Source organism: Jeotgalicoccus sp. S0W5 (assembly GCF_011634875.1).
GTDB classification, from domain to species: Bacteria; Bacillota; Bacilli; order Staphylococcales; family Salinicoccaceae; genus Jeotgalicoccus; species Jeotgalicoccus marinus.
In genome coordinates, this window is sequence record NZ_SIRQ01000001.1 from 95,440 (window position 1) to 109,057 (window position 13,618).

Consider the following 13,618-nt stretch of genomic DNA (forward strand, 5'->3'; position numbering starts at 1 on the left):
CAAGGAAATCTTGAGGGTTTGTTAAACGTATAAATTGGAGGAAATAGTTCAATGATGACAGTGACAGAGAAGCAAAGACAGCAACAGGCAGAGTTACAAAAAAGATTATGGAGTATCGCAAACGATCTTCGTGGAAATATGGATGCGAGTGAATTTCGTAACTACATATTAGGTTTAATATTCTACCGTTTCTTATCTGAAAAAATAGAGGAAGAAGTGGAGAGGTTACTATCCGAAGATAATATTTCGTATAGTGAGGCTTGGGAAGATGAAGAGTTTCAAGAAGCTCTATCTGATGAGCTGATCACACGTATAGGATATGTTATCGAGCCTAAATACTTATACAGTAGTCTAGTGCAGGATATTGAAGCTGGAAAATTTGATATTGAAGATTTATCTAAAGCAATTAGTAAAGTTGAAGAATCAACTTTAGGCACTAAGAGTGAGGATGACTTTATTCACTTATTCTCTGACATGGATCTTTCTTCAAATAGATTAGGTAATAGCGTAGCAAACCGTACTAAATTAATTTCTAAAGTTATGCTTAACTTGGCTGAATTGCCGTTCGTACATAGTGATATGGAAATTGATATGTTGGGTGATGCGTATGAGTATATGATTGGTCAGTTTGCCGCTACTGCTGGTAAAAAAGCTGGTGAATTCTATACACCTCAACAGGTCTCTAAACTTCTTGCTGAGATAGTTACAACAAATCGTGAAAATATTAGAAGTGTGTATGACCCGACTTGTGGTTCCGGCTCTTTACTTTTAAGAGTGGGTCGTTTAGCGAATGTACGTCATTACTATGGACAAGAGTATAATAGTACGACGTATAACTTAGCTCGAATGAATATGTTACTGCATGATGTGAACTTTAAAGCATTTTCTATTGAAAATGGAGATACTTTGGAAGAACCTGCTTTCAAGGGTCAAAAGTTCGAAGCAATAGTTGCCAATCCACCGTATAGTGCGAAGTGGAGCGCTGATCCGTCATTTTTAGAAGACGAACGTTTTAGTAATTATGGTAAACTTGCGCCGAAATCTAAGGCTGACTTTGCATTTGTTCAGCACATGATTCACCATCTTGATGAAGAAGGTACTATGGCAGTTGTTCTACCTCATGGTGTGTTATTTAGAGGTGCAGCTGAAGGTGTGATTAGAAAGTATCTTATTGAAGAGAAAAATTATCTCGATGCAATCATTGGCTTACCTGCAAATATTTTCTTTGGTACGAGTATCCCGACGACGATTTTAGTGTTTAAAAAATCAAGACAGACAGAAGATGTCTTATTTATTGATGCATCTCAGTCATTTGAAAAAGGGAAGAATCAGAACCACTTAACAGATGATGATGTGAATAAGATTCTAGAAACATATAGAAACCGTGAAACAGTTGATAAGTATAGTTATGTGGCTTCAAAAGAAGAGATTGAAGAAAATGAGTATAACTTAAATATACCTAGATATGTTGATACTTTTGAAGAAGAAGAACCTATCGATATCCAAGCACTTCATGCTGAAATCAAAGATATCAATAAAGAAATCGCTGAAGCAGAAGAGAGCTTGATGGAAATGCTTGATGAATTAGAAGGCGATGAAGATGGAATGGCGTTAATAGAAGCAACGAAAGAGGTGTTTCGTCGATGAGCACCGAAGAAAGAAAAGTCCCAGAACTGCGGTTTAAAGGCTTTAATGACGATTGGGAACAGCGTACAATATCTTCGAAGTATTCAGTGACAATGGGGCACTCCCCCAGTGGAGAAAATTATACATCCAATCCTCAAGATCACATTCTAGTTCAAGGTAACGCAGATATTTCAAATGGTTGGGTTTCTCCACGTGTATGGACGACACAAGTAACAAAATTAATTGAACCTGGTAATATTTTATTGTCTGTTCGTGCACCAGTAGGACAGGTTGGAAAAACCTTGTACCCAGTAGTTATTGGTCGAGGGATTGCATCATTAGATGGAGATGAATTTGTTTTTCAATTACTAAAAAGAATGCAATTAAATAATTATTGGAGAAAGGTGAGTACAGGCTCTACTTTCGAATCTATTAGCTCAAAAGACATAAATAGTGCTCTGATTAAGCTTCCTATTGAAATCGAGAGAGAAAGAATTGGAGAATTTTTGAAGTCCCTAGATAACTATACAGAACTTCATCAGCGAAAAATTATCATAATCCAGTCTTTAAGGAAATTCATTATTAGTCTGACAACTAGAGTTCTTGAGTTACCTTACCCATTAATGAGATTTAAAAATTTTGATTCTGAATGGGAGTTACATAAAATAAATGAAATTTTCACTATTACTAGGGGAAAGGTTTTATCTTCAAATTTAATCAATACTACTAAAAATGAAGAATATAGATACCCAGTATACTCATCACAAACAAAAAATAACGGGTTAATGGGATATTTTGACTCTTATTTATTTGAGGATGCTATAACTTGGACTACAGATGGTGCGAATGCAGGAACCGTTAATTATAGACCTGGTAAATTTTATAGTACTAATGTTAATGGTGTACTTTTATCTCAAAAAGGTTATTCAAACAAATGTATTACAGAAATTTTAGATAAAGTAGCTTGGAAATATGTTTCAAAAGTAGGTAATCCAAAACTTATGAATAATACGATGTCTAATATACGTATATACATACCTTCAGATTTCAAAGAACAATTTAAATTATCAGAGTTGTTTATGGTACTAGATAACTATATTGCTTTTAATAAAAAGAAAGTAGATCAACTAAATAAATTGAAGAAGGCTTACCTCCAAAAAATGTTTTTATAATTACAGTAAACCTCCTAAAATCAGTAATGTTGATTTTTATCAACGTAACTATTTAGGAGGTATTTTTATGAAGTCATCTAAGAAAGAGAACCAATTATTTTTCAGGTATTTTGAAGAATGGATTGAGTTGTACAAAGTTGGGGCGGTTCGTGATGTGACATTGAACAAGTATTATGTTACTCAGCAGAAACTAGAGTTATTAGCACCGAACTTAAGAATGTACGATTTGGATCGTCAAAGTTATCAACAAATTTTGAATGATTATGCTTTTACTCATGAGAAGCAAACGACGATGGATTTCCACCATCAATTGAAAGGAGCGATTATGGATGCTGTTGATGAGGGGATACTTGATAAAAATCCGACTAGAAAGGTAATAATAAAAGGGAGAAAGCCTAGACCAAAGAAGCCTAAATTTCTGAATCAATTTGAGTTACAGTCTTTACTGAAAAATTTAGATTTAAAAGAAGAATTAAATTGGGACTGGTTTATTTTATTAGTATCTAAAACAGGACTACGTTTCTCGGAAGCATTAGCACTTACACCAAAAGATTTCGACTTCTCAAAACAAACTATAACTGTTAATAAAACTTGGGATTACAAATCATCTAAGGGTGGTATGCAAGAGACTAAAAATAAATCATCAAATAGAAAGGTCATTTTAGACTGGCAGATTGCTATGCAGTTTTCTCAAATGATAAGGGAATTAGATGAAGATAAACCCATTTTTGTTCATGGCAGAATTTATAATTCTATGGTAAATAACCGATTAAGAGCATTGTGTATAAAAGCAGATATTCCAATAATAACTATTCATGGTTTACGTCATACTCACGCATCAATGCTACTTTTCGCAGGCGTCTCTATTGCAAGCGTAGCTCGTCGTTTAGGTCATTCTAGTATGATAACTACTCAAGAAACATACCTTCATATTATAAAAGAATTAGATAACCAGGATAACGATAAAATTATAAGACACCTAGCTACTTTATAATAAAAAATCTAGAGAGATAAATTCTCTCTAGATAAATATTTTGTTTAGATATTCTTTTTTTAGTAGCATGAGTGAGTCTAGTCTTTTCTGTGATATTTGGATGATTTTAGTCACATTGTTATATAATTGACCGATAAGTTTTCTTTCTTCGTCCTGCTCAGGAATGTAAAACTCAAAATTATCTATATCTTTTGCAGATATATTAGGTTGAGCACCAGCTACTAATACACTCTTAAGCTGGATATTAAATAGGGCAGACTTTACTAATACATTTATAAATTCATAACTAACACCATCAAGTTTTGTAAAATAACCGACTCGTTGATTCTGATAATATAACCTATTATGATTTTCTTGTATAATGGCAGTCTTACCAGTCGTAGCACCTGACATTGCAATTAAAATATCATTTTCTGATAAGGTGACATGATTATCTCTAGAGAGTTTTTTACTATATACAAAATCACCATCAATTTTGCCATTTGAGAGAATGTTTGAAATTCTAATTATAGGTATCCCTTGATGCTGAAACTCATTACTTTTAAATGCGTATCCTCCCCTTAAAGGGGCTAATTCAGATAATTTGTGTAAAACCCACTTAGACTTAAAATATTTAAAACGAAGTTTTAAATTATCATGAGATGATTTAACTAATAGCAATTTTGAAAATTGTTGTTGGAGTTTTAATAGTTTGCTAATTTTACGCTGATGAAGATTAATTAAATTATCTAAGCGAAGTACAAATTCTTTAATCTTTATCTGCTCATTTAAATTTGGATATTTCAATATAAGCTTCCTAAAATCTTTGCCATGTAAATGTACAATTGATTTTCCTTGTGCGTATTTAGATAACTCCTTTTTTGATTTCCCATTTGATAAAGCTAAAGCCAAAAAAGTATTATTTAAGGTGTTTAAAGGGGTTAATATATTAAGATCTCCAGCGATGATTATGCCACTAGCTATTATGGATGAAGCTATTGAAATGTCTTCTGCAGATTCGCCTGAAGATGGTATAATCACTTCTTTCCCTATACTATAAACTGAATTTGGTTTTGGAATTACCTTGGTATCTGAGTAACTAATTGCAGTTTGGTAGTTTGTATAAAGTTGTCCGTATAAGATAACTTCATTACCATCCTCGACTAAATCATTCTTGCTATAAAATTTACCTTTAGAAAATTTAACTACATCATTCAGTTGTCGCTGTTCCCAGGCAATTTATACTATTTTAATATATTTTTTCCAAAATACACTTATTATAGTAAATATATGTTTAATAAAGAAAATTAGTATTAATTATGATAACTAATAAGGTGATTTTGTACAGTGTATCCTTTAAATTTTCATGTCATTTGTATCAGTTCATATTTAAATGTTATATGATGATATAGATACATTTTGAAATGAGGAATATTATGAGTGTAGAAAGATATTGGAACCAATTTATAGAAGAAAATCCCACCTATAAAAATAAGTCTTACGAAGCTTTCCAATTCGGAGCTGATCCTAATACACTGGCTCAGCTTGTGATTGACGGAACTAAAACCTTAACTTGTAGTAGTTTGAGGGAGTATAAAGTAAAAAATGAACCATTACCAGAGGTTGGTGATCTGAGTATTGTCCTTAATGACTCTGATGAACCGAAGTGTATTATTGAAAACACGAAAGTATACATTATGAAGTTTTCTGATGTAGACGAAGAAATTGCGTATAAAGAAGGTGAAGGTGACCGAACCTTATCTTACTGGATAAAGGCTCACCTTGATTTTTTTGAATGGCTGTACAAGGAAATAGGGTATGAATTTAATGAAGATGAAGAGATTGTAGTTGAAGAATTTAAGTTGATTTATAGCTAGATAAAAGATTATAAAACTGATATAAGCCTGTTCCTTAAAATTAGGATCAGGCTTATTCATTTAATTCTTAAAAATATCTACTGAAAGTTCTTCATTATCGATTTCGTACAATTCAAATAGTCTATTAATCATCCTCATTTTTGTTAAATTATCATAGTTAATGACAAGATGAATACCAGGTAGAATTTCTTTTGTTTCGTCATTAGGGTATGAACTAAATTTAGTCTCTAGCAAGCCGGGTTCGATAGATTTTACCAGGTCCACAATTATATTGATATCTCTCTCAGCTAAAGTCCTAACAATATCGATTAAAAACTCTTTCCAAGTACTTACTGATTGATACTCATCGTTCAAGAATGTATATCCTTTCACCTTTTTACTCATGAAAGTTTGTGTGCCATCAAAAATTACCATTTCCTGATCAGTAGTCACAGGTTTGTAATTTGTCTCAGGCATTTCCCAAATATCAAGAGCTCTATCTATTATTATTTCACGACGTTCGATGATTTCTTTTTCTCCCCAATTTTCTCTTTGAGCAGGGAATCTATTTAAGAATGAGAAGTGACTATCTATGAATCCTTTTTCTATCGTCTGTTTTTCTTTAAATGGACGATTACTATATTTTGAATTATAGCCAGTCAGGGTTAGATTACCTATTGAGTTAATATATAAATCATGAACTTCTTGATAGTTTTCTCCTAAATCCTCTTTCCACTTAGCAGTAAGTGTCTGTGGCATAATATGTTCTACACTATAATCTTGATTTTGGATACCTTCATAAATATTTAAGTTTTCTACATGCCCATGGTTTTCTAGTTTTTCAAACACATAAGTACGAATTCTAGGGCTGATGTTATACATGTTTCTAGATTTCAGACTTTCCGTAACTTCTATACTTGAAGGAATTCTACCAGTACTTTGTTTTTGTAATATCAAGTAGGCAATAATATCTGAAGATGACACTGTTTCATCTGCTTTTTGTCTATGTTTCTCTAAATCTTTATAAAGACTAGCAAAAATCTTATAAAGTGCATTCGATGCCATACCTACAATTACTCTTCTACCTAGGTAAGATTCAATGACATTAAATATCTTCAATACTTCATTTTCTTCTAATTCATTAAGCGAAAGTTCTTTTAAAATCGCCATGATAAACGGTCTAACTACAGTGATATTAATTTCTTCTAAGCGTTTTAAGAAATCATTGATCTTCTTGTTATTCGTTGTAAACTTAAGTATTTGTTCGTAAACAATAGAGTATTCAGCTAGCTCTTTAAAAAACTCTTTTTTGAAAATCTCATTCGATTCTGCCTGTGCTTCTCGTTTACTATAAAAATTCACAAAGGACTCATAAACTTTAGAAAGAACAGGGGATTTACCTTCTTTTAGAGTTAAATAGTCTTTAAAGAACTCAGACATTTTTAAGTGTGTACGTTCTTCAATCGGTTCCCAATAATTGCTGAAAAGTTCCATTTGTGTCGTTTGATCTTCATTCATAAGTAGGTAGTTTCTAATTTTATCAGCATTAGTCAGGTCTACACCGGTTGAGTTTAAACTTTCGAAGATAAGCTGTGGATCATCATCCGGTGAATTTAAGTTAACAACCATGACCTGTAACTTATTAATAGACTCAAATAAGTCATCAAGACTAATATCAATTTCTGATAGTCTGTTGTAAAAGTAGTTATAATTCATAGTGATATTAGAAGTTTGAATATGAACTCTAGAGTCACCATATAATTTTTTGTATGCATCAAAGTCTCTAGGGTTAGGGACTAGTTTCTGTTTATCTGGATCACTTGAAAAAGTATTGATTAAAAAAGTTTCATTTATATTGGTAGGGTTAATTCTTTCGCCAGAGATATCTTCTGCAAGCATATAATTTTTCATAGCAAGGAATAAGAGTGTGATTGTTGTGATTCTTTGCTGTCCATCAATCACGATGACTTCTTGTGAAAAGTTACCGGGTTTAACAACAATGCTTCCGAAAAAATGTGTTAACTTACTATCTTTATGTAGTGTGACTAAATCATCTAGTAATCGTTCACAGTTTTCTTTTTTCCAATCATAGTTTCTTTGATATACCGGGATAATCAGCTTCGTTGCACCTCTTAGGTATTCGCTGATATTTCTTACGTTACCTTCCATTAATACACGTCCTCATGATAAAGTTAATTCAAGAAAAATTTCTGATACTTATATTATATAACATAAAAGAGAGTGATTAAATGAACAAAGTAATCATTGATACAGATACTGCTGGGGATGATACGATTGCAATTTTGACTGCACTTCATAATTTTGATGTGCTTGGTATTACAATCACGGGTGGTAACGTAGATTTCAACCAACAGATTGACAATGCTTTATATACCACTGAAGTAGCCGGTTTTGATAATATACCTGTCTATCCTGGTTATGAAGGGCCGATTTTTGGAAATGCAGAACAACATACAACAGTTGAGGATGTACATGGATCAGATGGTATGGGGGATTCGTTTTTCCCCAAGCCTAAACGTGTAGCTGAGTCGTCTCATGCTATAGATTTTATTATAAAGGCAGTTAATGAAAATCCAGGAAAAGTTACACTTTTGGCGATTGCACCATTGACTAATATCGCTATGGCGATCAAGAAAGATCCTAGTATTGTTAGCAAGGTGAAACATCTATATATTATGGGTGGCACTAATAACAACCTCGGTAATATTGTGCCTGCTGCTGAGTACAATTTTTATGTCGATCCTGAAGCGGCTAAATTAGTATTACAATCGGGTATGGGCATGACTATGGTCGGTTGGGATATGTGTACGGATTATTCATTAATGTTCGATAAAGAACACGAGGAGATTGAAAGTCTAGGTACAAAAGGGTCTAAGTTTTTTAGTGATGTGAATAGAGTAGTGAAGAGGTTCAATAAGGAAGTACATAAGTTAGAGGGTACAACCCATCCGGATACCTTGTTAGTTGCAATAGCCGCTGACGAAAGAATTATGAGTGAGTCTACGAAATACTTTGTAGACGTTGAAACTAAAGGTGAGTTAACTAGGGGTTATAGCTTAGTTGATATCAATGGAAGATTAGGGAAAAAACCTAATGTTCGAGTGTGTGAAAAGGTCGACAGAGAATTATTTAAAAACCATCTGTATGATGTGTTAAAGAATATAAAATAGAAATAGCCATATGACTCTAAATTAGGTCATATGGCTATTATTTATCTCTCTGCTTTCAACACAGCAAAAATATAACTATCCGTCCATTCGCCTTTATTCCAAAAATCTTTTATGAAATGCGCTTCTTTCCTCATACTGATTCTTTGACACAACTTCGCTGAAGCGGTATTCCTTGCATCACAATTCGCTGTGACCCTGTGTAGGTTTTTATCGGCAAAAAGAAAGTCTAAAAGTGCTTTTGCAGCTTCTGTAGCATAGCCTTGACCTGAATAATTTTTGTTAAAGGAGAATCCTATCTCAGCAGTGTCTTTCATTTCAGTTTTCCAAGCGGATAGGATACCGATCACTTTATTATCTAAAACCACGGCTAGATTCAATCCGTCTTTTGAATCAAAGTCGTTTTTACTCAACTCTTCTTTAAAAGCTGACACTTTGTTGTTAGCATTCCATGGTTCATGTAATAAGTACTGACACGTCTTTTCATCACTATATATTTCATAAACATCTTCTAAGTCACGTTCAATCAAAACTCTAAGTTCAAGTCTATTGGTATTTATCATAAAAACACTCCATTTTCTTTTATTATTTAAAATTAGACATACTGAGCCAATTCTTAAATTTTTAAAAGAAAACACCAATAGAGAGGCCGTAACCGAATGCTAGAAATCTTACATAATTCTTTTTCATTTTAATTACGCCTCCTTCTTATACTCAATCTTTTTCTCATCATAACGACTTTGAAAGTGTTATCTATCATTTCAATTGTATCACTAAAATATTATCTAAAAATTGTGACATCGATAAGGCTGTGATAATCTTTATATTAAAGATTGCAACATAACAAAGGGGAAAAGACATGATAAAATTCGACACACTTTTTAATCCATATCATTCACAACGTAATCCTGTGGTCAGTAAAAAGGGGATGGTGGCGACTTCACAGCCATTAGCTGCACAGGCGGGTCTTTTGATCATGCAGCAGGGGGGCAATGCGATTGATGCAGCGATTGCGACAGCTGCGGCCTTAACTGTTGTAGAACCAACGACCAATGGCATAGGTGGGGATGCTTTTGCCTTAGTCTGGGTGAACAATGAATTACATGGCTTGAATGGTTCTGGTAAATCACCCGCATCTATTTCTATCGATAAGGTAAAGGCACAAGGTTACGATGAGATTCCAAAATACGGCTTTACGCCAGTTACAGTTCCAGGCCAACCAGGAGCTTGGGCTGAATTATCGAGACGTTTTGGGAAATTGCCTTTTAAAGATTTACTTCAACCTGCCATTCAATATGCTGAAGAAGGCTATCCAATTTCACCAGTACTGGCTAGATTTTGGGAGAAGGCTGCAGTTCGATTTAAGGAAGCTTTTGATGGAGATGAATTTAATCATTGGTTTGACACCTTTGCACCAGATGGCGTGGCGCCTAAAGTCGGTGAGATATGGAAGTCCGAAGACATGGCAAACTCTTTAAGAGAACTCGCAGATACGGAATGTGAATCGTTTTATAGGGGAAATATTGCAGATAAGATAGATGCCTATTCTAAACAATACAATGGCTATATTAGAAAAGAAGATTTGGAAAAATATAAACCGGAATGGGTAGATCCGATTTCTGTGAACTATAGAGGCTATGATATATGGGAAATCCCTCCAAATACACAAGGTATCATCGCTTTATCAGCCTTAAATATTTTAAAGAACTTAGATATTGAAGGTAAACAATCAGTGGATACATATCACAAGCAAATAGAAGCAATGAAACTCGCTTTTGCTGATGGTAAAAAGTATGTGGCGGATATCGATCATATGACAGTAAGCAGTAAAGCACTAATTGATGCGGCCTATGGTAAAACAAGAAGCGAAGAAATTACTGACAAGGCAAAACAACCAGAAGCGGGTGAACCAAAAGCAAGTGGTACGGTGTATTTATGTACATCGGATGAAGAGGGGAATATGGTGTCACTGATTCAAAGTAATTATATGGGCTTTGGCTCAGGGCTAGTTGTACCTGGAACAGGAATTGGACTACAAAATAGAGCCTGTGACTTTAGTTTAGATCCAGATTCACCCAATGCACTTGGACCCAATAAACGCTCCTATCACACAATTATTCCTGGCTTCATCACTAAAGGAAAAGATGCCATCGGTCCCTTTGGGGTCATGGGTGGTTTCATGCAACCCCAAGGCCACGTTCAAGTCGTTATGAATACGATTGATTTTAAGCTAAATCCGCAAACCACTCTTGATGCTCCCCGTTGGCAGTGGGTGAAAGACAAGACGATTTGGGTAGAGAAAAACTTTCCACATCATGTCGCTGAAGAACTGGTTAAGAAAGGACATGACATAGAAATCAAACTCGATTCAGCAGGCTTTGGACGTGGCCAAATTATTTGGCGAGATCCAGAGACGGGTATTTTGTATGGTGGAACTGAAAATCGAACAGATGGGCATATTGCGGCGTATTGAGTAGAATTGAAAAACTGACACTTAGAATAAAACTCAAGTGTCAGTTTTTGATTAAATTAATATTCTTTGTATTTGGAAAATCATCTAATGTTGACTGCTTTTGATTATTTAAGTGAGTCGTAGGACTTAAGTATTCTATTAATGTATTCAGTTTTCAAATCAGTATAATTGTGCTTATCATTCTTGTTTGCATTGGCAAGCTTAATTTTTAATGATTCATATTCATCCCTTAAGTTTGGATGTTTTCGTAAAATATCTCTAAACTTTATTTGTTGATTTAAAAAGTGATTATTTTTCTCATATAGATGGATCTGATGAGTTCTTGGGTTTCCTTTTAAAAAATAGTATCGATCGGGAAGGATGTTGCTTCCTTTAGAAGTGTAGTTTAGCTTTTGTAAGTAATGAATATAGTAATTGATATTTTGAAAACTATCTACTTCTATAGCAATATCTAAAATAGGTTTGGACTTTAGATTTTTAACAGCAGTACTGCCAATGTGATGAACTTGAATATTATGACCTTCAAAGACTTCAAGTATCTTTTGCTTTTCTTGATTAAACAGAAGTTCCCATTCTTTATCATAGTTAACAAGAAGCACTTTATTATCTGGTAATCCAAGCATAAACTCACTCCTCTATACTTCATTATTTATGTGTTTTTTTATATGTAATTAGGCTAGGGGCTTCGTTAATCAAAAATGGGGAAAATAACTCATAAGAGTAGAGATCAGTAGTGTCGATTTCAAAACATAAACTTGTTATACCAGATTCCTGAAGTCGGTATAGCATACTTACAAATTGGTTTAACAACTGTGTTTTCATAGAGTCATTTTCAAAATAAATCCATCCTACTTCTTTTTTATCTTCTAAATAATCAAAAATTAATAAAAAGGCGGTAATTTTGTTTCTTTCATTGTAAATAACAATGGAATGATTGAGATCTAGGTCTTTTGATACAGTGTTTCTCCACGTATTTAGATCAATATTCCCTAATGGATTTACTCTATGAGTACTTTTATACACATCAAATACTTTAGTGAGTAAGTTATTGTTCAAAGTAAGTTTCGATGGATGATAGTTATGCTGAGAATCATAAGATTTAAAGTAGTTTATTATTGTAGTAATAGATATGTCTGGTTCATATGTTTTTCTTATTTCGGCAAAATTATTATTAGAAATAAATTTATTATATATTCTACTTTGAGTTTCAAGTTTCAATATATAATTAGAGGTTGGTAATTTGGCCTTTAATTTATTAAACATAGTATTCATTATTTCACTATCATTAAAATCTCTAAAAAACGTAAAATGAAGAATTATAGAATGTGGGTGGAAATTATTTTTAGTATAAGTTAATAATGCAATTAATTTATCATTAATTTTGCAACTTACCACCATTCCTGTAGATGGGCAAATTCCATTTAAATTCTGGTCTAGATCAAGGTCTTTAATATTATCGTGCATGGTAATATTCACCATAATTTTACCTCTCATGTAAAAAAGATTTCAGTATAGCATTATAAATATCAGGTTGTTCTAAATGTACATTGTGTCCTGCATAAGGAATCACTGCCACATGTATTTGTTCGTTATTTTTAGGGTACTTTATTACGCCAGATACTTCTAATGGATTGTTTTCACCAACAATATAAAGTGTTGGGGGACCAATAGTATTTAGATCTTTAGTAAGTTCAAACGGATACCAGTCAGCACTTCTTGTTAAACCTAAAAGTTTGGTCCAATTACCTTCATGTATTTGATCAAAATAGGATTTTAGGGTAGGTTTTTTTAAAATTTTAGCAGTATCCTTTGATTGATCTTCATTGATTTGATCCCAGTTATCTGGCTTTTCTGGCATGATTCCAGATAAAGTTAGACTTTTCGTGTTGTTAGGGTATCTTTTGGCAAATGTCAATCCAACGAGTGCACCTATAGAACATCCAACGATATGTGAAGACTCGACTTCTAGATGCCTCATAGTTTCGAATAAATCTTGTGCAGTTAAATTAAAATAATCATTTAAATCATCCGCTACAGATTTACCATGTCCTCTTAAATCTGGCAGTATTACTTTATATTTCTCCATAAAATAATCTTTCTGTTCTGTGAGTTCTGTCTGACCAGTCTGCAATCCAGTATGTAGAAAAATAATAGGTTCGCCGTCACCAAACTCTTCCGTGTATAATATCATTTTTTATATCTCCTCTAAATTAAGTAACCGATAAATTTCCTGTTCTGTTTTTAAATCATTTGCAGCTAAGTATATAAGACCTCTAATCCTCCACTTAACATGCATTGTATGAATCGTCTACACTTGATTGGACAACTCC

At 33.4% G+C, this 13,618-nt stretch carries 12 protein-coding genes; 6 read left to right on the forward strand and 6 right to left on the reverse strand.

What is annotated here, in order from left to right; all coding sequences use genetic code 11:
• Positions 1-54 precede the first annotated feature (54 nt).
• The 3 genes from EYB29_RS00510 to EYB29_RS00520 all read left to right on the forward strand — a co-directional run bounded on the left by EYB29_RS00510 (position 55) and on the right by EYB29_RS00520 (position 3,792).
• Positions 55-1,647, forward strand: a complete 1,593-nt coding sequence (locus tag EYB29_RS00510; RefSeq protein WP_166626278.1) for a type I restriction-modification system subunit M — start codon at positions 55-57, stop codon at positions 1,645-1,647.
• Positions 1,644-2,798, forward strand: coding sequence for a restriction endonuclease subunit S (locus EYB29_RS00515; protein WP_166626252.1), 1,155 nt, complete (start codon positions 1,644-1,646; stop codon positions 2,796-2,798). The genes EYB29_RS00510 and EYB29_RS00515 overlap by 4 nt, the downstream gene beginning before the upstream one ends.
• Before the next feature lie 67 nt (positions 2,799-2,865).
• On the forward strand, positions 2,866-3,792 hold the full coding sequence (locus tag EYB29_RS00520; RefSeq protein ID WP_166626253.1) for a site-specific integrase: 927 nt from the start codon (positions 2,866-2,868) through the stop codon (positions 3,790-3,792).
• A 27-nt stretch (positions 3,793-3,819) separates the two neighbouring features.
• On the opposite strand, the gene EYB29_RS00525 is transcribed toward EYB29_RS00520, so the two are convergent.
• Positions 3,820-5,010 (reverse strand): restriction endonuclease subunit S, encoded by a 1,191-nt coding sequence (locus tag EYB29_RS00525; protein ID WP_256370642.1) that lies wholly within the window; start codon positions 5,008-5,010, stop codon positions 3,820-3,822.
• A 197-nt stretch (positions 5,011-5,207) separates the two neighbouring features.
• Between EYB29_RS00525 and EYB29_RS00530 the strand changes: the two genes are divergently transcribed.
• Positions 5,208-5,648: an ASCH domain-containing protein gene (locus EYB29_RS00530; RefSeq protein ID WP_166626255.1), complete on the forward strand. Its 441-nt coding sequence runs from the start codon at positions 5,208-5,210 to the stop codon at positions 5,646-5,648.
• A 60-nt stretch (positions 5,649-5,708) separates the two neighbouring features.
• On the opposite strand, the gene EYB29_RS00535 is transcribed toward EYB29_RS00530, so the two are convergent.
• Complete coding sequence (locus EYB29_RS00535; RefSeq protein WP_166626256.1) at positions 5,709-7,796, reverse strand: DUF262 domain-containing protein; 2,088 nt, start codon at positions 7,794-7,796, stop codon at positions 5,709-5,711.
• Between the two features lie 80 nt (positions 7,797-7,876).
• On the opposite strand from EYB29_RS00535, the gene EYB29_RS00540 reads away from it, so the two are divergent.
• Positions 7,877-8,818, forward strand: a complete 942-nt coding sequence (locus EYB29_RS00540) for a nucleoside hydrolase (RefSeq protein WP_166626257.1) — start codon at positions 7,877-7,879, stop codon at positions 8,816-8,818.
• 41 nt (positions 8,819-8,859) lie between these two features.
• Here the strand turns inward: EYB29_RS00540 and EYB29_RS00545 are convergent, their stop codons facing one another.
• Entirely contained in the window at positions 8,860-9,378 is a 519-nt protein-coding gene (locus tag EYB29_RS00545; RefSeq protein ID WP_166626258.1) for a GNAT family N-acetyltransferase, read from the reverse strand.
• A gap of 296 nt (positions 9,379-9,674) precedes the next feature.
• On the opposite strand from EYB29_RS00545, the gene EYB29_RS00550 reads away from it, so the two are divergent.
• Positions 9,675-11,288, forward strand: a complete 1,614-nt coding sequence (locus tag EYB29_RS00550) for a gamma-glutamyltransferase family protein (protein ID WP_166626259.1) — start codon at positions 9,675-9,677, stop codon at positions 11,286-11,288.
• A gap of 104 nt (positions 11,289-11,392) precedes the next feature.
• Here EYB29_RS00550 and EYB29_RS00555 read toward each other — a convergent pair whose 3' ends face one another.
• Genes EYB29_RS00555 through EYB29_RS00565 form a run of 3 tightly spaced genes read right to left on the reverse strand, consistent with a single transcriptional unit; the run spans position 11,393 to position 13,479 of the window.
• Positions 11,393-11,911 (reverse strand): GrpB family protein, encoded by a 519-nt coding sequence (locus EYB29_RS00555; RefSeq protein ID WP_026866902.1) that lies wholly within the window; start codon positions 11,909-11,911, stop codon positions 11,393-11,395.
• 22 nt (positions 11,912-11,933) lie between these two features.
• Positions 11,934-12,767, reverse strand: a complete 834-nt coding sequence (locus EYB29_RS00560) for a hypothetical protein (protein WP_166626260.1) — start codon at positions 12,765-12,767, stop codon at positions 11,934-11,936.
• A gap of 4 nt (positions 12,768-12,771) precedes the next feature.
• Entirely contained in the window at positions 12,772-13,479 is a 708-nt protein-coding gene (locus tag EYB29_RS00565; protein ID WP_166626261.1) for an alpha/beta fold hydrolase, read from the reverse strand.
• Positions 13,480-13,618 lie beyond the last annotated feature (139 nt).

Coding starts and splice junctions, on each gene's coding strand:
- EYB29_RS00565 (WP_166626261.1), bottom strand. CDS start 13,479: ATGATATTATACACGGAAGAGTTTGGTGACGGCGAACCTATTATTTTT.
- EYB29_RS00520 (WP_166626253.1), top strand. CDS start 2,866: ATGAAGTCATCTAAGAAAGAGAACCAATTATTTTTCAGGTATTTTGAA.
- EYB29_RS00515 (WP_166626252.1), top strand. CDS start 1,644: ATGAGCACCGAAGAAAGAAAAGTCCCAGAACTGCGGTTTAAAGGCTTT.
- EYB29_RS00540 (WP_166626257.1), top strand. CDS start 7,877: ATGAACAAAGTAATCATTGATACAGATACTGCTGGGGATGATACGATT.
- EYB29_RS00555 (WP_026866902.1), bottom strand. CDS start 11,911: ATGCTTGGATTACCAGATAATAAAGTGCTTCTTGTTAACTATGATAAA.
- EYB29_RS00550 (WP_166626259.1), top strand. CDS start 9,675: ATGATAAAATTCGACACACTTTTTAATCCATATCATTCACAACGTAAT.
- EYB29_RS00530 (WP_166626255.1), top strand. CDS start 5,208: ATGAGTGTAGAAAGATATTGGAACCAATTTATAGAAGAAAATCCCACC.
- EYB29_RS00510 (WP_166626278.1), top strand. CDS start 55: ATGACAGTGACAGAGAAGCAAAGACAGCAACAGGCAGAGTTACAAAAA.
- EYB29_RS00535 (WP_166626256.1), bottom strand. CDS start 7,796: ATGGAAGGTAACGTAAGAAATATCAGCGAATACCTAAGAGGTGCAACG.
- EYB29_RS00560 (WP_166626260.1), bottom strand. CDS start 12,767: ATGGTGAATATTACCATGCACGATAATATTAAAGACCTTGATCTAGAC.
- EYB29_RS00545 (WP_166626258.1), bottom strand. CDS start 9,378: ATGATAAATACCAATAGACTTGAACTTAGAGTTTTGATTGAACGTGAC.